At 63.8% G+C, this 18,630-nt stretch carries 18 protein-coding genes; 5 read left to right on the top strand and 13 right to left on the bottom strand.

Annotated elements, in window-relative coordinates; all coding sequences use genetic code 11:
• The first annotated feature begins 86 nt into the window (after nucleotides 1-86).
• Nucleotides 87-1,493 carry a L,D-transpeptidase family protein gene (locus tag K3179_RS03750; RefSeq protein ID WP_221562531.1) on the top strand — a complete coding sequence of 469 codons (1,407 nt, stop codon included), beginning with the start codon at nucleotides 87-89 and terminating at the stop codon, nucleotides 1,491-1,493.
• A 6-nt stretch (nucleotides 1,494-1,499) separates the two neighbouring features.
• Here the strand turns inward: K3179_RS03750 and K3179_RS03745 are convergent, their stop codons facing one another.
• The 5 genes from K3179_RS03745 to ispG are packed head-to-tail and all read right to left on the bottom strand — an operon-like array spanning nucleotide 1,500 to nucleotide 6,229.
• Nucleotides 1,500-2,207, bottom strand: coding sequence for a murein L,D-transpeptidase catalytic domain-containing protein (locus K3179_RS03745; RefSeq protein WP_221562530.1), 708 nt, complete (start codon nucleotides 2,205-2,207; stop codon nucleotides 1,500-1,502).
• Nucleotides 2,204-3,124 carry a histone deacetylase family protein gene (locus K3179_RS03740; protein ID WP_221562529.1) on the bottom strand — a complete coding sequence of 307 codons (921 nt, stop codon included), beginning with the start codon at nucleotides 3,122-3,124 and terminating at the stop codon, nucleotides 2,204-2,206. The genes K3179_RS03745 and K3179_RS03740 overlap by 4 nt, the downstream gene beginning before the upstream one ends.
• A 36-nt stretch (nucleotides 3,125-3,160) precedes the next feature.
• A complete protein-coding gene (locus K3179_RS03735; protein WP_221562528.1) occupies nucleotides 3,161-4,579 on the bottom strand; it encodes an NAD(P)/FAD-dependent oxidoreductase in 1,419 nt (472 codons plus the stop codon).
• A gap of 22 nt (nucleotides 4,580-4,601) precedes the next feature.
• Entirely contained in the window at nucleotides 4,602-5,093 is a 492-nt protein-coding gene (locus K3179_RS03730; RefSeq protein ID WP_221562527.1) for a thioredoxin family protein, read from the bottom strand.
• Entirely contained in the window at nucleotides 5,090-6,229 is a 1,140-nt protein-coding gene (gene ispG / locus K3179_RS03725; RefSeq protein WP_221562526.1) for a flavodoxin-dependent (E)-4-hydroxy-3-methylbut-2-enyl-diphosphate synthase, read from the bottom strand. The genes K3179_RS03730 and ispG overlap by 4 nt, the downstream gene beginning before the upstream one ends.
• A gap of 70 nt (nucleotides 6,230-6,299) precedes the next feature.
• On the opposite strand from ispG, the gene K3179_RS03720 reads away from it, so the two are divergent.
• Nucleotides 6,300-7,301, top strand: coding sequence for a zinc transporter ZntB (locus K3179_RS03720; protein WP_221562525.1), 1,002 nt, complete (start codon nucleotides 6,300-6,302; stop codon nucleotides 7,299-7,301).
• Between the two features lie 148 nt (nucleotides 7,302-7,449).
• Here K3179_RS03720 and K3179_RS03715 read toward each other — a convergent pair whose 3' ends face one another.
• The 5 genes from K3179_RS03715 to K3179_RS03695 form a co-directional block, all read right to left on the bottom strand.
• Entirely contained in the window at nucleotides 7,450-9,231 is a 1,782-nt protein-coding gene (locus K3179_RS03715) for a DUF885 domain-containing protein (protein WP_221562524.1), read from the bottom strand.
• A 75-nt stretch (nucleotides 9,232-9,306) separates the two neighbouring features.
• Complete coding sequence (locus tag K3179_RS03710) at nucleotides 9,307-9,954, bottom strand: DUF1109 domain-containing protein (protein WP_247712786.1); 648 nt, start codon at nucleotides 9,952-9,954, stop codon at nucleotides 9,307-9,309.
• A complete protein-coding gene (locus K3179_RS03705; RefSeq protein ID WP_221562523.1) occupies nucleotides 9,951-10,481 on the bottom strand; it encodes a sigma-70 family RNA polymerase sigma factor in 531 nt (176 codons plus the stop codon). The genes K3179_RS03710 and K3179_RS03705 overlap by 4 nt, the downstream gene beginning before the upstream one ends.
• Before the next feature lie 113 nt (nucleotides 10,482-10,594).
• A complete protein-coding gene (locus tag K3179_RS03700; protein WP_221562522.1) occupies nucleotides 10,595-11,557 on the bottom strand; it encodes an SDR family NAD(P)-dependent oxidoreductase in 963 nt (320 codons plus the stop codon).
• A gap of 110 nt (nucleotides 11,558-11,667) precedes the next feature.
• Nucleotides 11,668-12,915 carry a mechanosensitive ion channel gene (locus tag K3179_RS03695; RefSeq protein WP_345721968.1) on the bottom strand — a complete coding sequence of 416 codons (1,248 nt, stop codon included), beginning with the start codon at nucleotides 12,913-12,915 and terminating at the stop codon, nucleotides 11,668-11,670.
• A gap of 111 nt (nucleotides 12,916-13,026) precedes the next feature.
• Between K3179_RS03695 and K3179_RS03690 the strand changes: the two genes are divergently transcribed.
• Complete coding sequence (locus tag K3179_RS03690; protein ID WP_221562520.1) at nucleotides 13,027-14,118, top strand: isoaspartyl peptidase/L-asparaginase family protein; 1,092 nt, start codon at nucleotides 13,027-13,029, stop codon at nucleotides 14,116-14,118.
• A 198-nt stretch (nucleotides 14,119-14,316) separates the two neighbouring features.
• Nucleotides 14,317-14,766 carry a hypothetical protein gene (locus K3179_RS03685; RefSeq protein ID WP_221562519.1) on the top strand — a complete coding sequence of 150 codons (450 nt, stop codon included), beginning with the start codon at nucleotides 14,317-14,319 and terminating at the stop codon, nucleotides 14,764-14,766.
• A gap of 57 nt (nucleotides 14,767-14,823) precedes the next feature.
• On the opposite strand, the gene K3179_RS03680 is transcribed toward K3179_RS03685, so the two are convergent.
• Entirely contained in the window at nucleotides 14,824-15,717 is an 894-nt protein-coding gene (locus K3179_RS03680) for a prephenate dehydratase (protein WP_221562518.1), read from the bottom strand.
• A gap of 133 nt (nucleotides 15,718-15,850) precedes the next feature.
• Between K3179_RS03680 and K3179_RS03675 the strand changes: the two genes are divergently transcribed.
• Complete coding sequence (locus K3179_RS03675) at nucleotides 15,851-16,555, top strand: c-type cytochrome (protein ID WP_221562517.1); 705 nt, start codon at nucleotides 15,851-15,853, stop codon at nucleotides 16,553-16,555.
• Between the two features lie 71 nt (nucleotides 16,556-16,626).
• On the opposite strand, the gene K3179_RS03670 is transcribed toward K3179_RS03675, so the two are convergent.
• Entirely contained in the window at nucleotides 16,627-17,289 is a 663-nt protein-coding gene (locus tag K3179_RS03670) for an RlmE family RNA methyltransferase (RefSeq protein WP_160596196.1), read from the bottom strand.
• Complete coding sequence (locus K3179_RS03665) at nucleotides 17,286-18,524, bottom strand: Ppx/GppA phosphatase family protein (protein WP_221562516.1); 1,239 nt, start codon at nucleotides 18,522-18,524, stop codon at nucleotides 17,286-17,288. Before K3179_RS03665 ends, K3179_RS03670 begins: the two co-directional genes overlap by 4 nt.
• Nucleotides 18,525-18,630: the final 106 nt, after the last annotated feature.

Here is an 18,630-nt window from a genome sequence, read left to right as displayed (position 1 = left end):
AGCAGATGGCGTGGATAAGGATGCAAACATTTGCTAGAAACACGGCGGATGCAGCGCGTGACTGCAATCGCCAAATGGTGGGCTGAATGACACTTCGTACTCTTCTTCTGACTGGCGCGAGCAGCGCGCTTCTTCTTGCCGGCGCTGCGCAGGCGCAAAACAGTGCGCCCGAAAGCCTGCTGCCTGCCGAACGTACGCAGCCGGCCACGCAGAACGAGCCCGCAAATGCACAGAGCGTCGAGGAAGCCTTCGGCGACATCCGCATGCAGAGCGGCGAGGTGGTGCAGGAAGTGCCCTCGCTCGAAGGCGAATGGACGCTGGAGCAGGTCGAAACCCTGCTCTCCTATATCCCCAATGTCGCAGCCGAAGGCCTCAACCCGGGCGATTACCGCGCCGACGAACTGAGCGCGTTGCTCACCGCGAAGGGTCCCGGTGCAGAAGTGAATGCGCTGGCCAGCGAAATCTTCGTCTGGCTGGTCGAAGACCTGCGCGACGGACGCACGCCGATGGAATCGCGCCGCCAGTGGTTCGTCGTCGATCCCGACGCCGACCGCATGCCAACGTGGAAGCTTTTGGAAGACGCGCTTGCGGGCGGCGACATCGCCGGAACCCTCGACGGTCTCAACCCCGTGCATCCCGACTATGCGCGCCTGCGCGATGAACTCGCCTCGGAAACCGACGCGTCCCGCATCAAACTGATCCGGGCGAACATGGATCGCTGGCGCTGGTTGCCGCAGGACCTGGGCAAGCAGTATCTCGTCACCAACGTGCCTGAATTCATGCTCCGCCTGACGGTCAACGGGCGCATCATCAAGAGCTATCGCACCGTGGTCGGCAAGCCGGGCCGCACCGCGACGCCGCAGCTGGCCGAAATGGTCGAAGCGGTGATCTACAACCCGACCTGGACCGTGCCGCAGTCGATCGTGAAGGGCGAAGGCCTTGGTGCGAAGGTCCTCAACAATCCCGGCTGGGCCCGCAGCGCGGGTTACAAGGCGACCAAGGGCGCCAATGGCTGGGTGACCGTAGTACAGCAGCCGGGCCCGCAGAACGCGCTCGGCCTGATGAAGCTCGACATGCCGAACGAGCACGCGATCTTCCTCCACGACACGCCGAGCCGTCACCTCTTCGCGAATGAGAATCGCGCGCTCAGCCACGGCTGCATCCGCGTACAGGGCGCGCGCGAGCTGGCCATGACCATGTCCCTGCTGGGCAATGCGAGTTCGAAGGACGAATTTCCCGCGATTATCGAGGAAGTGTCGGAAATCACCGGCAGCGGGGAATACACGCGCTACGCCATGAAGAAGCAGTGGCCGGTCTACATCACCTACTTCACGATGGCGACGGACGTCGACGGCAACCTGAAGACCTTCAAGGACCTTTACGACCGCGACGCGCCCGTGTTGGCAGCGCTGGATGCGCCGCGCCAGTCGGATCGTGCGCGCAAGACGAGTGAAGAAGCCGTCGAGATCATCGACGATATGCAGATCAGCTAAAAAGGATCAGAACAGGCCGGGGTTAGTGCGTTCGAATGTGCCGCCACCCGGCCTGCGGATCAGGTCGGTCTGTGCAATCGGCGGGGTGCGGCGGCTGCCGTCGGCCTGGATGCCGAGGCTTTCCGCATAAAGCAGGCGCCCGCCGCTCAGGCTCAGCAGGACCTTGGCAAACTGGTCCGGCCCGAGAGCGAAGCAGCCGTTGGACCGGCCGAGCCTGCCCCAGCGGGCGATGTGTTCCGGGCGCGCATATTCGGCCGGATGCATGACGATGGCGCGCGGCAGGGCGTTGGAATTGGTCGGATCGAGCCCGTCGAGCCTGATCGAGGTGCCGTAGCGCCCGCGATACCAACTGCGCGTCATGTAGGCGCCGCGACTGGTCGCCTCGCTCCCCTCGATATTCGAATACCGCTTGAGCCAGCCGTCGTGTTCGCTGTCGGACCCGGTGCCGTGCGTCACGAAAAAGCTTTCGACGCGTTCGTTGTCGAGATCGACGAAATGGAAGCGCTGGTTGGCAGAATGGAGACCGAAATCGGCAATGCCGACGATATCCTTCTTCCAGATGCCTGCGCCGACACGGTCCAATTGGTCGCGCGCAATGGCGATCAGCTGGCGGTCGCGCGAGGCGGTCGGATTGACCTCTGCAAACACGCGTGCCGGCAACGCCGCTGCGGCGCCTGCGGCAAGAGTGCCCTTGAGAAGATCGCGACGTTTCATCCTGCTCCATCCATACCACAGCCGAGGCTTACGGGAAATGAACGTTCGAAGCGCGCATTGGTGTCGGCGCAGGTGATCATCGAGCGGGCGTGACGCTGTCCCACCTCGCGCGGATCCTTGCCGTACCCGCCACCCAACGCGCTGGCGATCGGCAGGCCGCGTTGCCGTGCCTGCTCGACCACGAAGCGGTCGCGCCGTTCGATCCCCGTGTCGCTTAGCGCCAGCCGACCGAGCCGGTCGTCATCGTGCACGTCCACGCCTGCCTGGTAGAGCACAATGTCAGGAGCGAAGCTTTCGAAGACGCGCGGCAAATGCCTGTCGAGTGCTTCGAGGAAACCGTCGTCGTCCATGCCGTCAGCCAGCGGCACATCGAGGTTGGAGCGGGCCTTGCGCACTGGGAAATTCTTTTCCGCATGGACCGAGAGGGTGAAGATGTCGTCGCGCAGGGCGGTGAGGCTTGCGGTGCCGTCACCCTGATGTACGTCCAGGTCGATGACCAGCACGCGCTCTGCATCGCCTTCCGCGATCAACCGGTTTGCGGCCACGGCAAGGTCGTTGAACACGCAATAGCCCGCCCCGGTGTCGTAAAGCGCGTGGTGGCTTCCCGCAGCCGAGTTCGCCGCATACCCATGCTTCTTCGCCAGTTGGGCGGCGAGCCATGTGCCGCCATTGGTGTGCTGCACGCGCTGGGAAATATGCGGCGTGACCGGAAAGCCGATGCGGCGTTCCTTCACCTGCGGCACGGTGGCGGTGAAGACTTCCTCGACGTAATCGGGGCAGTGGATCGCTTCCAGCCAGCGGCGCGGCATTGGCGGCGGCGCGTGTTCGACCAGAGGATAGCCGCTTTGGCGCAGCGCCTCCATGACCGCCATATATTTGTCGAAGCGGAAAGTGCCGCGCGTGGGCGCGGGGGCCATGTAGTCTGCGTGGTGAACGACGTGGAGGATGGCGATCTACCCGCGCTTCGCCTCGGCCTGCGCCACGAGCTTTTGCAGATTGGGGACGGCGGCCATTGTCGCAGCGGGCATCTCGGCAGCGACTGCGAGGCGTTCGGGAGCGTTTTGCTTTAGCCAGCGCACGGTCGGTGCGCCCGGATCGAGCCGCGATTGGGACAGGAAGGCGGAGACCTTCGGATTGCTCGCCCAAAGGAAGCGATTCATGCCCGTGCCGAGCAGGGTTCCGGCATAGCCATCGATATCATCGACGAAGCTGACCGGCTTGCACAGCGCGTTCTTTTCCTCGTCGGTTTCGAAATTGGCCTCGATGAAAGCCGAAACTGCCGCATTAAGCGTGACGAGCGGGACATGAAGCAGCTGGAGCGTGATCTTGCCTTCTTCCCATTGCGGGTGGACTGGCTTGGGGCTGACGGCCGAAGCCGTGCAGTCGATGAAGAGCGTATTTTCTGGGACCCGCTCATCGCCCTCGGCCAGCACCATCCTGCCAGGTTGGATCTGCTGGACACGACCCTTGCGCACCACATTCTTGATCGTGCGCAGCCGCTCGACCTCGCCTTCCGAGATCGTGGCGTAGTGGAACATCTCCGGCTCGACATCGGTGTCGATGCGCAGCATGGCCCCGTCCCTTTCCAGCTGGTGGAAGAGCGCGGGCACGCTTTCGGCCGTCGCAGCCGCCTTCATCAGCTTGATCTGGCCGCCCACCGTGCTTTCGAAAAACTGTTCGCCGGGCTGGGTGATCGTGCGGTTGATCAGCCAGCTTTCGCGCGGCTTCACCCAGGTGATGCGATCGGGTGCAATGCCCGCCTCAAGCAGCCAGACGCCAGCATCCATCGCGGTTTTTCCCGCGCCCAGGATGACGAAATGCTCCGGGACACTTGCGGGGTCGCGCCACAGCTCTGGCAGCTTGCCGGGCACTTCGACCCGCACGCCGCCGCTCACCTCGAACTTGCGCGTGTGCGTGGTGGGCACCGAGGTGGCGAAATAGGTGGTGTCGACCAGCTTGCGCTTGACCGTCACGCCGGTCTCTTCCCCGGACAGCACATTCCGGAAGCGGTGATCGCCAATGTATTCGCAATTGGGATAATAGCGTACGCGCCCGGTCGGCAGCAGGTGATCGCGCATGACCGACTGGAAATAGGCGACCACTTCGGGACCGCTCGCCTGTTCGAAAAATCCCTTGTTGGGCCCGCTTTCATCGATCCGGTCAGTGCCCAGCGGGACACCCTCGACCCCGTAGAGCGCACTCGGCTGGTGCAGGGCGACGAAGGAATAGGCGTCGTTCCAGTGACCGCCGGGCGATGAATGCTTGTCGACCATGAAGACATCGCACTCGGGATCCTGCGCCAGCAGAGTGTCGACGAAGGAGAGCGCGGTAGCGCCAGCGCCGACGACCAGATAATCGGTTTCAAGGGTCATCGGCGTATTCCTTTGCAATTCGTCAGCTGGCGAGGCGGGCGAGCTCGTCGTAGATTTCATCTTCGCTACGGCTGGCGGCATTGCGCCAGCTGGTTGCGGTCTCTGTATTGATCAGGCTGCCGGACCCATCGATCACCAGCACGTTGGGCGTGCCCGGCAATTCATCGAGGCCGAAGCGCTGCGCAATCTCGAGATTATGGCCGTCGCCAGTCTGCGGCATCCCGACGTTGACGAAAACGAGTTCGTATTCCTTGGCGATCAGGTCCTTGAAACGCGGCGTCTCGAGCCATCCGGCCAAAGCTCGGCTGTCGTGACACCAGTTCGCGCCCATCACCAGGAGGACGCGGGCGTCGTTTGCCGCAGCCCTCGCAAGCGCCGCATCGACTTGCGCCGAAGGGTCCTGCGTTACTGCGAAGGAACGCGCTTCGGGATGGTCCAGTGCCGTTTCAGCCGATGCCGTCGCGCAGGCCGAAAGAGCCAGTGAAGCGGTGACGGCAAGGCCGGTGCGGATCACTCGGCAGCGACCTTGTGCGGGTCGAAGGCTTCGGCCTCGCCAGCCTCGATCTTGGCGGCCTTTTCCTCGACGAGCCGGACTATGTGGTCGAGCATGTCCTCGCTTTCGATATGGTGATTTTTCACGCCCGAAAGGTAGACCATGTGCTTACCCGAACCGCCGCCAGTGAGGCCGATATCGGTCTCGCGCGCTTCGCCGGGGCCATTGACCACGCAGCCGAGGACCGAAAGGCTCATCGGCGTCTTGATGTGTTCGAGCCGCTTTTCCAGCGTTTCGACCGTGCGGATGACGTCGAAACCTTGGCGCGAGCAGCTGGGGCAGGAGACGACGCGAACGCCGCGCGTGCGCAGGCCGAGCGCTTTCAGCATCTCGAAGCCGACTTTCACTTCTTGCTCCGGCTCTGCCGACAGCGAAACGCGGATGGTGTCGCCGATCCCGGCCCACAGCAGGCTGCCGATACCGATGGAGGATTTGACCGTCCCGCCGATCAGGCCGCCTGCCTCGGTAATGCCGAGGTGGAGCGGGCAGTCCACGGCCTCTGCCAGCCCGTGATAGGCGGCAACCGCAAGGAACACGTCGCTGGCCTTCACCGCGACCTTGTATTCGTGGAAGTCGTGGTCCTGCAGCAGCTTGATATGGTCGAGCGCGCTTTCGATCAGCGCTTCGGGGCAGGGCTCACCGTATTTCTCGAGCAGGTCCTTTTTGAGGCTGCCTGCGTTCACACCGATCCGGATGGCGCAGCCATTGGCCTTGGCCGCACGGACGACTTCGGCGACGCGTTCGCTGCTGCCGATATTGCCCGGATTGATGCGCAGGCAGGCCGCGCCCTTGTCCGCCGCTTCGAGTGCGCGTTTGTAGTGAAAGTGAATATCCGCGACGATCGGCACGTTTGCTGCGCGCGTGATCTTGTCGAAATTCGCCGTCGATTCCTCGGTCGGGCAGGACACGCGGATGATGTCCGCGCCCACGTCCTCGCAGCGGCGGATCTGGTCGATCGTCGCGGCCACATCCTCTGTCGGGGTGTTGGTCATGGTCTGGACCGTAATCGGGGCATCGCCGCCGACGGCGACGTTACCGACCATGATCTGGCGGGACTTGCGGCGCTCGATATCGCGCCAAGGGCGTACGGAAGACATGGAAGGCGATATAGAGATGCTTCGATGAAGGGGCAATGACAGGCAGCGCGTCTTGCGGCATGAGGGCCACATGAGCGAAGCGACCGACGACGTAATGACCAATAGCGCCCTCCTGTTCGGGCGCGTTCTCGACGGGCAGGGCGGGGCACGCCCGATCGAGTGGGAAGAGGCCATGACCTGGCAACCGGCCGCGCCCGGAGAGGTCCTATGGCTTCATATCTGCCGCAACCGTCCGGGCGTGCAGCAATGGCTGCAGGAGCAGCTTGGCGTTCCCGAACCCACGGCCGAACTGCTCACCAGCGACCAGACCCGTCCGCGCGCTTTCAGGGAGGGCGAAACGCTGGTCGGCACGCTGCGCGGGATCAACTTCAATCCCGGCGCTCAGCCCGAAGACATGATCTCGATGCAGCTGTGGTGCGACGGCCGCCGCCTCATCACCCTGCGCCGCCACCCGCTCCAGACGCCGCGCGAGGTCATGGCGCAGCTTGATCGCGGGGTCGGCCCACCGGACGCAGGCGCAACCATTACCCTGCTGGCCGAACTGATGATCGCCCGCATGAGCCAGTCGATTGTCGACATGAATTACGTCCTCGACGAGTTGGAAGACGACGATCCGGAAGAACATGCCGAAGCCATGCTCAGCCGCATCTCGACGATCCGCCGCAATTGCCTGGGCCTGAAACGCCATATGGCCCCGCAGCACGAGGCGCTGGAGCAGATCAGCCGCGAGGCTCCGTACTGGTTCGAAGAGCACGACCGGCGCGAAATCGCCGAATCCATCGCGCGCCTGCGCCGCTATCTCGACGATATCGACATCAGCAAGGAAAGCGCCCTGGTCCTGCAGGACGAACTGCGCGCCCGCAGCCTCGCCAGCAGCGAGCATGCGACCTACATGCTCACCATCGTGGCGGGCATCTTCCTGCCGCTGGGCTTCCTCACCGGCCTGCTCGGCATCAATGTCGGCGGGATGCCCGGCATGGACGATCCCGACGCATTCTGGGTTGTGGTCGCCCTGTGCCTGTTCCTGTTTATCGCACTGATCGTCGTCTTCAGGCGCCTGCGTTGGCTCTAGGCCGCTTTCTGCGCGCCTTCAGGCGGCTGCAAATGCAGGATCGCCCCGCTTCCGGTGCTCACGTGCATTTGCACGCTGCGCTCCGGGTCGTGTCGCTCCCACATTTTCGCCCGTCTATCGCCTGCGCAGAAACGCGGCTTAGCACTCCTTAGCCTCCGGCCATCTGCGAGGGGATGAATTCCTCGCGCACTGCCTTGGCGATCAGGTCCAGCGGAATGATGCCCTGGCTGAGCAGGAAGTCGTTGAAAGCCCTCTCGTTGAAGGCCGCACCCAGCGCCAGCTCGGTTTCCACGCGCAGGTCGATCAGCTTGCGATATCCGTAATAGTACGACCCTGCCTGACCGGGCATGCGGAACTGGTAGCGATCGAGTTCCTGCTTGGTCATGCCGGGCGAGAACAGCGCTTCTTCGCGCAAGATCCGCTCTGCCTCTGCGCGCGACATCAGGCCGAGGTTGAGCGCCGGATCGAGGAAGGCGCGCGCCGCGCGCAACAGGCGGAACTGCTGCGCGATAAACTGCCCCTCGATCGGTTCGTGCGGCATCATTTCCGCTTCGGCATAAAGCGCCCAGCCTTCGACGTTCACGCTGTTGAAGGCGTAGAGCATGCGGGCAAGGCTGACGCCCTGCGCAACGAGTGCGGCGAACTGCATTTCGTGACCCGGGCGCGCTTCGTGGGCGCTGAGCGTCCAGCTAGCGGCGGGGAAGTTGAAATCGTCATAGGCATCTTCCGCGCTTGCAGTCGGATTGCCGACGGTAAGGACGAAAGTGCCCTGTTCCCCGGTATTCCCGATCAGGCGCGGCGGGCGCATGTGCGGGGCGGGCTGGGCCGCGCTTTCCGCCTGGCTCGCAACGCGCATATTCATCTCGTAATCGGGCAGCGAGACGATATCGTTCGCGCGGATCTGTGCTTCCAGCTTCGCGTTCACATCGCGGTAGAAATCCTCGATCTCGTCATTGGGAATAGTCATTGCCTTGAGGCCGGCCATGACGGACGCCATGTCGGTATCTTCCCAGCCGTATTTCGCGGCGATCTGCGGGGCGAGCGCTTCCATCTGGGCGCGTATTTCGTAATAGCCGCGCCGTGCCTGGCTCATCGCTTCGCGCGGGTCCATCTCGATCCCGACCTCGCGCAGGCGCAGGGCATAGAGTTCTTCCGGCAGGCGCGGATCGGTGCGCGCGGCAGGGACCACGGTGGCGGTGGTCCACTCTCCGTATTCGGTGAGCTGGGCCTCCATCGCATCGAGCGCTTCTTCCGCGCCTTCGATGTCGTATTTGGCGAACAGCTCGCGGATGCCGGCGACGAAGGTCGGGATCTTGCCGACCGATTCCACGACCTCGACACGATAAGGGCCCATCTTGTCGTCGCCGCGGCTGGCTTCGAAGCGGGCCTTGGCCAGTTCGGTCATCGGTTGGGTATCGGGCCACAGCCCCGTGTAGCGCTGCAGCAGTTCGAGCGCCTTGGCGCGGCGATGTTCTGCGGTCTGGTCGGACAGGAGCTGGCCGATATTGCCGAACATGGCCTGCCCGACTTCGGCGAATTCGAGCATTTCGCGATTGCTGAGCTCGATGCGCTCATTGTCCATTTCGAGCGAGTCGATCAGGATCTGGAGGTCCTGCAGGACGTATGGGTTGGTTTCAACCTGCTTGGCCGCTTCGTATTCCGCGATCAGCGCGCGCGAGGCGGCGACATAGCGCGCGTCCCGGTCGAGCGACATGTCGTTGACCAGCCCGTCATATTGTTCGTAGCCCGCCGATGACGCGCCGGCAGGAAAGAAGCTCGCTTGCAGGGCGATCGCCTTCTGTGTGTAGGCGTTGCTGGTTTCTACCCAGTCGGGCGTGGCGGGCGCTGCGGCGGCATCCTGGGCCAGCAGCGGGGCGGCGGGCAGGGCCGATGCAGCGGCAAGGGCGATGGCGGCGGCGAATGTCTTCATGGGTATTCCCTCCTGTTGCCGGAAGGACTGCCGAGCCGCGCGCCACTTGGCAAGCACTGGCCCGACGAATGCGCCTTACCAGCGGACCAGCGGCGGTATTGCGAACCGGCCGGCCAGCGCCATCAGTGCCACGGGGGCCACATGCCAGATGCCGAGGTGGCCGATGGTGTCGATCGGGCACGCAAGGCCGAAGGCGAAGCTGCCGATCGCGCCTGCTGCAATGCCGGTGTAGGTCCCTGCGGCATTGAGCGAAACCGGCGCGCCGCGGCGCAGCCACAGCACGAGCGCTGCGGCAGTCACCAGTCCGAAAGCGGCCCCTGCAAGGAAACAGCCCGCACCATAGGGGTCGTCGAACAGCGCGGTCGTCATGCCGCCAACGCCCAGGACGGCCAGTGCGGTTAGCGGCAACAGGAACAGCATGGCAGACGACCAGCGCGCCCCTTCATGCGTATTGCCGACGCGGGGGCGGGCCATGCGCAGGACGGCAAGGGCGGACGCCGCCCCGACCATTCCGAGCATGCCATTGACGATAAAGAAAACCCCGGACGCCTGGCCGGAAACGATGCCGCGCCACAGACCGTCGAGCAATTCGACGAGGATGACCGTCGCCACCGCCGACAGGGCCACCAGCGCGATGCCGTGCGAAAGCCGGATCGGCTCTACCGGCGCAAGATCATCCGCCAGATCGTCGATAAGAGAGTTCGGAACCCGGGTCATTGTCATTCGGCTTTCTCTACGAGCGCGGACAGTTTCTTCAGCCCGCGATGGATGTTCACTTTGACCAGGCTTTCGCTCTGGCCGGTCTTTGCCGAGGCTTCGGAGATGGTCAGCCCTTCGATCTTGACCAGCTCGATAACTTCGGCCTGCTTGTCGGGGAGGTGGACGAACAGCCGTTCGAGGCTCATGCGGGCCATGACGGCCTCTTCCTCGCTGTCCTCGGCCGCGTCGTGATCGCCAAGCTCGTCTTCCGCGCTGCGGTAGACTTTGCGCAGATGGTCGATCCAGCGATAGCGCGCGATCGCGGCAAGCCAGGGATAGAAAGCCCGTGTCGGATCCCAGGTGGCGCGCTTGGCGTGCACGGCCAAAAGCACTTCCTGCACCAGATCGTCGAGCTGGGCGGGAGCCACGCGCTTCCTGAAATAGCGTTCGAGCCACAATTGCACTTCGATCAGCAGAGCGCGATACATGGCGCGGTCGCCCTTTTGCGAGGCGGCCATCATCTGCGCCATGCTGGCTTCGTCGGCGATCATCGCGCGTCTTCCCCTCGACTTCCTGTCTTCACCGCCATTCGCGAGAGCTGGTCGGTCGGTTACAGGAGAGCAAAGAAAATCCGGGTGTCGGGAGCGCCGGTGCGGCGCCCCGCTCAGTAAGCGAAGCTTTCGCCGACCATTTCCTCGCTCAGCGACCAGAGGCGGTCGGCCTTGTCGGGATCGATCGCATAGCTGCGCACGCCGCCACCGGTGCTCTCGTCGTCCTGGTCGGCGACATGGCAGTTTTCGCAGTAGAGTCCGCCATTGCCTTCCAGCTCTTCCGCCGTCGCGGCCCAGCAGGTGGTCGCCGCGCCTTGCGGGATGGTCTTGAACGGCTCCGGGGTTTCGCCGCGCTCTTCCGCGTTCGTGCGGATCCGCTCCATGAGATCGGCCATGTCCTGATCGCTCATATGGCGACCGAGGTTTGTCATGATGCCGCCGGGATGCAGCGAATAGGCATGGATGCCCTTGTCGGAGAGCCGCTTTTCAAGGCCCACGGCGAACAGGACATTGGCCGTTTTCGACTGGCCGTAGCTCACCCACTTGTCGTAATCGCGGCTTTCGAAATTCGGATCGTCGAAGTCGACCGGCGCGATGTGGTGGCCGCGGCTCGACAGGTTGACGATGCGCGGGCGCTCGCCCTTCTCCAGCAGGGGGACGAGCAGGTTGGTCAGAAGGAAATGGCCGACATGGTTGGTGCCGAACTGCATTTCGAAACCGTCGGCTGTCTTCGCCTGGTCGCAGGCCATGACGCCGGCATTGTTGATCAGGAGGTCGATCTTTTCGAAGCGCTCTTTCGCTTCGGCGGCCGCCTTGCGAATGCTGTCGAGCGAGGCGAGGTCGCATTTGAGCGTATCGACCGTCGCTCCGGTCTGTTCCGCGATGGCATCGGCCGCAGCGGACAGCTTGGTCGCATCGCGGCCTGACAGGATGATGTGCGCGCCCTTCGCGGCCATCGCACGCGCGGTTTCCTGGCCCAGCCCGGAATAGCCGCCGGTCACCAGCGCGGTGCGGCCCGAAAGGTCCTTGCCTTCGAGAACGTCGTCCGCCGTACTTTCGAAACCGAATTCGCTCATCGCTGTCTTCTCCCTTGTGGAGGCCAGCGTAGCAGAAACGAAAAGGGGCGCGAGAGCTTTCGCCTCGCGCCCCGATCCTGCGTCCCCTTGGGGTCTCTTTGTAGCTTTGCTTATGCGCCCGGAGGCAGCGGATCGTCGCTCTTGGGAGCAGCCGCCTTGCGCGGCTTGGGCTTGGGTGCCGCAGCGCTGCCGCCCCCTAGATCGTTGTCCATCTGGTCGAGCTTGCGCGCCGCCCAGTCCCGGCCACCCAGGCCGAAGGCGAGTGCGCCTGCTACGGCTACACCGCCGATGAGGATCGTCAGCGCGTTGGCCGGGATCATCCCGCCGATGCCGGTGAACTGCAGGCCCATGAAGACGAACAGTATGATCGTCGCCCACCGCACGATCGTGGCGGCAGTCGAACTGCCCGCATCGCCCGATATCAGCCGGGCAAGCAGGTTCGCGATCAGGAAACCGAAAGCGATGACCACCGCTCCGAAGATCACGCGTCCGCCGAGCTCCAGCAGCTGGTCGAGAATGGCGGTCAGTTCTGGGAAGCCGAGCAATCGGGTCGCGGCAATCGCCGCCGCCAGGATGATGGCGATCTGAGCGATCCGTCCGATGATGCCGGAAGCGGTTGTGCCGTCGGGCATGAGGCCGGTGTCGGCCAAGGCGCGATCCACGCCCAGCCCGGGCAGGACTTCCTTGATGATCTGGAGCACGAACTTGCTCAACAGATACGCCAGCCCCAGAAGCAATGCCGCCCCGATGATGTTGGGAATGGCCAGCAGGATGGTGTTGAGCATTCCGCTGAGCGGGCGCGATATCGATTCTATCTGCAACCGTTCCAGCGCGGCGATCGCGACCGGGATGGCGATCAGCACATAGACGATGGTTCCGATGGTCTTGCTGATCGCGGTATTTCCGGTGACATTGTCCACCCCGCCGCGGTTGGCCCATTTGTCGAAGTCCACCGTCTGCAGGAAGGTGACCACCAGATCGCGTACGATCCGCGCCACCATCATGCCGATGAAGAAGATAAGGCCCGCCCACAGCAGATTGGGCAGGAAGTCGACGACGTTCTCCAGCAGGCTGTCGATCGGCCCTGCGACCCCGCCGAGTTCGAGGATGTTGAGAATGATCAGCAGGCCGAACAGCCAGATCAGCAGTCCCACGATCTTGCCGAGGGATTCGCCGAGACTGGCGCCATTGCCAGTTCCGCGATTAAAGAAGGAAACATTGTCCACGAGCTTGGCGAAAGCCCACTTGGCCGCGCGCGCGGCCAGCCATGTAATGACCAGGGCAATCAGCGCGTATAGCAGCTTCTCGCCAAGTTCCATCGCGACCTGTTGGTCGAATCTGTATCTGTCGAAAATCACGAAACCTCTCCCCTTATGGTTTCCGTAACGTCGCGCTGTATCACGATGACGCATTCATACAAAAGCTGCGGAAGGGGTGGAGTGGATAACTTTGCCTGCTATCACTCTCGCATGAGAGGATTTATCACCCGCTTCGCCCTCGTTTTTTCGGTTGTCGCGCTGGCCGGACAGGTCCCTGCGACTGCCCGGGACGCCGAACCTGCCGGGACCCGCTGGTCCTTCGCCATCCATGGCGGGGCAGGCACGATTTCGCGCGAGGACATGACGCCCGAAGAAGACGCGGCCCACCGCGCCGCTCTGCAGGCCGCGCTCGATGCAGGGTCGAAGGTGCTGGACGAAGGCGGCACGGCAATGGACGCGGTCGAGGCCGCGATCCTGCTGCTGGAGGACGAGCCGCGTTTCAATGCGGGCCGCGGAGCGGTCTATACCTGGGAAGGCAGCCACGAACTCGACGCTTCGATCATGGACGGGGCGACCCGCGATGCAGGCGCGGTGGCAGGTGTCACCAACATCCGCAATCCGATCCTGCTGGCGCGCAAGGTCATGACCGATAGCCCGCATGTCATGCTTGCGGGCAAGGGCGCTGAGGACTTCGCCGTGGAGCAGGGCATCGAGATCGTCCCGCCGAGCTATTTCGACACCGAACGGCGGCGCGAGGCGCTGGAGCGGATGAAAGCGCGGCAACTGTCCTCGCTCGATGTCGACCTCAAGTTCGGGACGGTCGGCGCAGTGGCGCTCGATACCGCGGGCAACATGGCTGCGGGCACGTCGACCGGCGGGATGACCGGCAAGCGCTGGGGCCGCGTGGGCGATGCGCCGATTATCGGCGCGGGCACCTTTGCGGACAACCGCTCCTGCGCCGTTTCGGCCACCGGTTGGGGCGAATATTTCATCCGCGTGGGCGTGGCGCACGAAATCTGCGCCCGGCTGCGCTTGCAGGGGTATGGCGCCGGACCTGTCCCCCACACTTCGAGCGAAGATGGCGAGGTGATGGTGGCAGTGGCGTTACCCTTGGTGTCTGAGGTGGCCCAAAAAATCGCCGATGAGGTGATGGCCGATGTCAAACAACTCGGCGGCGATGGCGGGATCATCTTGCTCACGCCGGAAGGACACGCGCTCTTCAGTTTCAACACCGCGGGCATGTATCGCGGCCGGGCGACGAGCGACGGGGTCAATGAGGTGGCGATTTACGGCAACGACTAGCGCCGAGTCGCAGCGACGGAGAGCAATGTAAGGCCAGCGGAAACAGGATATTGAATCAGGTAATTAGCCGCCGCTTTTGACTCGGCTCGGGTTGAGGCGCACCTTGCAGCCAGCGTTGGGGGACATCCAGAAACTGTAGGGCCGCATGGTCCTGACGCCACTCACGGGTCGCCGCACTCGTTAGAGAAGGAGTCAGGTATGAAGCACTTCATCAAGACCGCAGTATTGGCATCCACGCTGGCCTTTGCCGTTCCGCAGGCGGCGCACGCCCAGGACGAATATCCCTTGAAAGGCGCCGAATGGGTCGAAGTGACCGGCGTCAGCCTCGAAGATGGCGGCGGGCTCAAATATGCCAATTGGCTGGCCGGCGAATGGCGGACACGCATGGATTATGCCGTCGAACAGGGCTGGATCGAAAGCTACGAGATTTGGTCCAACAGCCACGCACGCGAGGGAGAGCCGGACCTGTGGCTCATCACCCGCTTCGAAAATTTCCAGTCCAATGAGGAGTGGGAAGCGCGCAATCGCCAGATGCGGTCCTTCATGCAGCGCAATATCCAGCAATTGCAGGCCGAGAGCGGCGATCGGGCAAAGTATCGCACCGTCATGGGCGACTTGCTGATCAAGCGTCTGGTCTGGCGCGACTGATGCGCTAATCCCCCCGGGAGGGCGGGCCGCCTGCGAGCGGCTCGCCCTTTCCGCGGCTCAGCCCCGCTTGCGGGCGCGCTGGTAACTGCCGAGCAGGCGCACCGAATTGCACTGGAATGACAGTTCTTCGAGCGCTGCATCGACGCGGGGGTTTCCCGGCGCGCCCTCGATATCGCAATAGAACATCGTGGCAGCGAAGCTCGCGCCATCCTGGTAGCTTTCCAGCTTGGTCATATTGACCCCGTTCGTCGCAAAGCAGCCCAGCGCCTTGTAGAGCGCGGCGGGCACGTTCTTCACCTCGAAGATGAAAGTCGTCATGGCGTCTTCATCGGCCAAATCGCTTGCCGAGCGCGGGTCTTTGGCCAGCACCACGAAGCGCGTGGTGTTGTCCTGCGCGTCCTCGACCGCATTTTCGATGATCTTCAGGCCATAGAGTTCCGCCGCCATCGGCGGGGCGAGGGCGGCGATCGTCGGGTCCTGTTCCTCGGCGACGAAAGCTGCCGCGCCCGCGGTATCGGCATGGCTCATCGGGACGATGCCACGCTCGCGCAGGTAGTTGCGCGACTGGCCCAGCGCCTGGGGGTGGCTGTAGGCTGCCTCGAACGGCCCATCGCCGGTCGCCATCAGCGCATGGGTGATCGGCATGAAATGTTCCGCCACGATGGACAGGCCACTTTCCGGAAGCAGGAAATGGATGTCAGCCACCCGCCCGTGCTGGCTGTTCTCGATGGGGATCATCGCGCAGCCTGCCGCGCCGGTCTTCACCGCATCGAGCGCATCCTGGAAGCCGAGGAAGGGCAGCGGCAGCGCGTCGGGCGCGAATTGCATCGCCGCCTGGTGCGAATTCGAACCGGGCGCTCCCCCGAACGCGATCGCGCGTTCCGGATCGGCGGCGGCGGCTTGGCGCATGGAATCGACCATGGCGAGTGCGGGCTTGGCGAAATTACGCATGGGGCCGTGCTGCTAAGCCGCGACTGTGCCCATCGCAAGCGCTATTGCGCAGCCTGCACTTGCGCGAGCGCGGCGAGGGCACTAGAGCGGCGCCCAACCACAGACCTTTCGGATTCTTGCAGGCTTTCAAGCAATGGACGATCGTTTCAATACCGCTTCCGGTTGGGTGCTCTTCGCCGGTATCGTCGCTCTCGGGGCGTCGATCGCATCGGGCATGTACTTCCACGCCGACGACAACAGCTATCCCGAAGGCGAAGACTTCGGCTATTTCGTCAAGGGTGAAGAAACCGGCACGGAAGAAGCCGGGCCGGACCTCGGCACACTTCTCGCGAACGCTGACGCCGCAGCAGGCGAAAAGGTTTTCGCCAAGTGCACGGCTTGCCACACCATCGACCAGGGCGGCGCGAACGGCATCGGTCCGAACCTTTACGGTGTGATGGGCACGGCGATTGGCGCGCATGCTGCCGGTTTCGCCTACAGCTCGGCCCTCACCGAAAAGGGCGGCCAGTGGACCTGGGAAAACATGAATGAGTGGCTCAAGAGCCCGCGCGGCTTCGCCGCCGGCACCAAGATGAGCTTCGCCGGTCTGTCCAAGCCGGAAGATCGTGCCAACGTCATGGAGTTCATGGCGACCTACGGCGGCGCTCCGGCCAAGCCGGCACCGGCTCCGGTCGATGCTGCCCCGGCGGAAGGTGAAGACGCGCCTGGTGCGGGCCCCGGCCCGGTCGAAGGGGCAGAAGCGGGCGCAGCCGAAGCAGCAGGCGCGATGAGCGCGGATCAGCCGGTACCCGCTGCCAACGCTGCTGGCGACAACGAAGGCGCGACCAAGGTCGACTAAGCCTTCGCCGCCACCAATTTAAGGAAAGCCCCGCTTCGGCGGGGTTTTTCGTATCCGGCGCAGGCGCGGCGTCAGTCGCCCTTGAAGCCCTGCGCGATCACGTACCACTCGCTCGAACCCTTGCGGCTTGCAGGCGGCTTGGCGTGTTTCACGGTCTTGAAGTGCTTCTTGAGCAGGTCGAGCAGGTCCTTGTCGGTGCCGCCCGCAAGGACCTTGGCGAGGAAAGTGCCGCCCTTTTCCAGGTTTTCGACTGCGAACCATGCACCTGCTTCGACCAGGCCCATGGTGCGCAGGTGGTCGGTTTGCTTGTGGCCCACTGTGTTGGCGGCCATGTCGCTCATGACGAGGTCGGCCTTGCCGCCCAGCGCCTCTTCCAGCACGCGCGGCGCATCGTCGTCCATGAAATCCATCTGGAAGATGGTGACGCCTTCGATCGGCTCCACTTCGAGCAGGTCGATCCCCACGATATCGGCCTTGGGCACGACCTTGCGTGCGACCTGGCTCCACCCGCCCGGAGCGATGCCAAGATCGACGATCCGTTTGGCACCTTTCAAAATGCCGAATTTCTCGTCCATCTCGATCAGCTTGTAGGCGGCGCGGCTGCGGTAGCCGTCGGCCTTTGCCTGCTTCACATACGGATCGTTCAGCTGGCGCTGCAGCCAGCGTGTCGAGGACTCACTGCGCTTCTTGGCAGTGCGCACCCGCGTGTCGCGATCCTTGCCCGAGCGGCTCATACATCCTGCTCCCTCATGCGTTGCAGGGCGACGCGGCTGCGTTCCCCGTCGGCATCGGCGGCCATCAGGCTGCGCAGGATGCCTTCGCGAATGCCGCGATCTGCCACGCCCAGCGTTTCGGACGGCCAGATATCGAGGATCGATTCCAGGATCGCGCAGCCTGCCACGACCAGATTGGCGCGGTCGTCACCGATGCACGGCAATTGCTGGCGCTCCTGACCGCTCATCCTGGAAAGGCGGGTCGAGATATTGCGCATCGCCTGCGATTCCAGGATCAGCCCGTCCACCGCCCGCCGGTCGTATTGCGGCAGTTCGAGATGGAGGCTGGCAAGCGTGGTCACCGTCCCGCTCGTGCCGAGCAGGCGAATGGGGTGCTCTCCGCCGATATGGCTTTCGATACGCTGCGCGAAGTCGGCGAAGCTGTCGCGGACCGTCCGGCGCATCCGGTTGTAGCGGTCGAGCCGGGTTTCGAGGCTCTCGTCCGATCCTGTCACCGTATCGGTCAGCGACACGACGCCCCACGGCACGCTCATCCAGTCGAGGATGCGCGGGACCGCACCGCTCGGTTCGACGAGGACCAGTTCGGTCGACCCGCCGCCGATATCGAAAATGACTGCAGGACCGGGCCCGTCTTCCAGCAGGATGTGGCATCCAAGGACCGCGAGGCGCGCTTCTTCCTGCGCCGAGATGATGTCGAGCACGATGCCCGTTTCCTCGCGCACGCGCTCGATAAACGCTTCGCCGTTCGAGGCACGCCGGCACGCTTCGGTGGCAACCGAGCGGGCGAGGTGGACGTGGCGGCGGCGCAGTTTTTCCGCGCAAACGTGCAGGGCGGCCAGCGTGCGCTCCATCGAGGCGTCCGACAGCTTGCCGCTCGCGGCCAAGCCTTCGCCGAGGCGCACGACGCGGCTGAACGCATCGATCACGGTGAAATTTTCGCCCGAAGGCCGCGCGATCAGGAGGCGACAATTATTGGTGCCGAGATCGAGCGCGGCGTAGGCCTGCCTGCGCTGGTGCGGGCGGGCTTGCGATTGCTGGTGCTGCTGGGGTTTGTCGAAAGGATTGCGCGGCTTTTCCCCGGCACGCGGTTGCGCCGCGCGGGAGGCCGGTTTACGGCCTTTCTTGCCATCGGGCCGGGAAGGGCGCTTGTAGCGGAAATCGGCTACCTTGCCGGACGTGCCGCCCCTCTTTTTCCCATGCCCCCTTTTACTGTCCGGCGGAGATTGGTCCGCCATGGGGTATCTTCTTTCTATCCTCCCGCACGAACCATCGCGCACGGGGACTTGGCCGGGATGCTAGCGACGAGAGGCCTCGGGGGCAAGCACAAGGGTTGACCTCGGG

The sequence above is a fragment of the Qipengyuania intermedia genome (assembly GCF_019711615.1).
GTDB classification, from domain to species: domain Bacteria; phylum Pseudomonadota; class Alphaproteobacteria; order Sphingomonadales; family Sphingomonadaceae; genus Qipengyuania; species Qipengyuania intermedia.
Note: the sequence above shows the minus strand (reverse complement) of the source record. Positions and strands in the feature narration are given on the sequence as shown.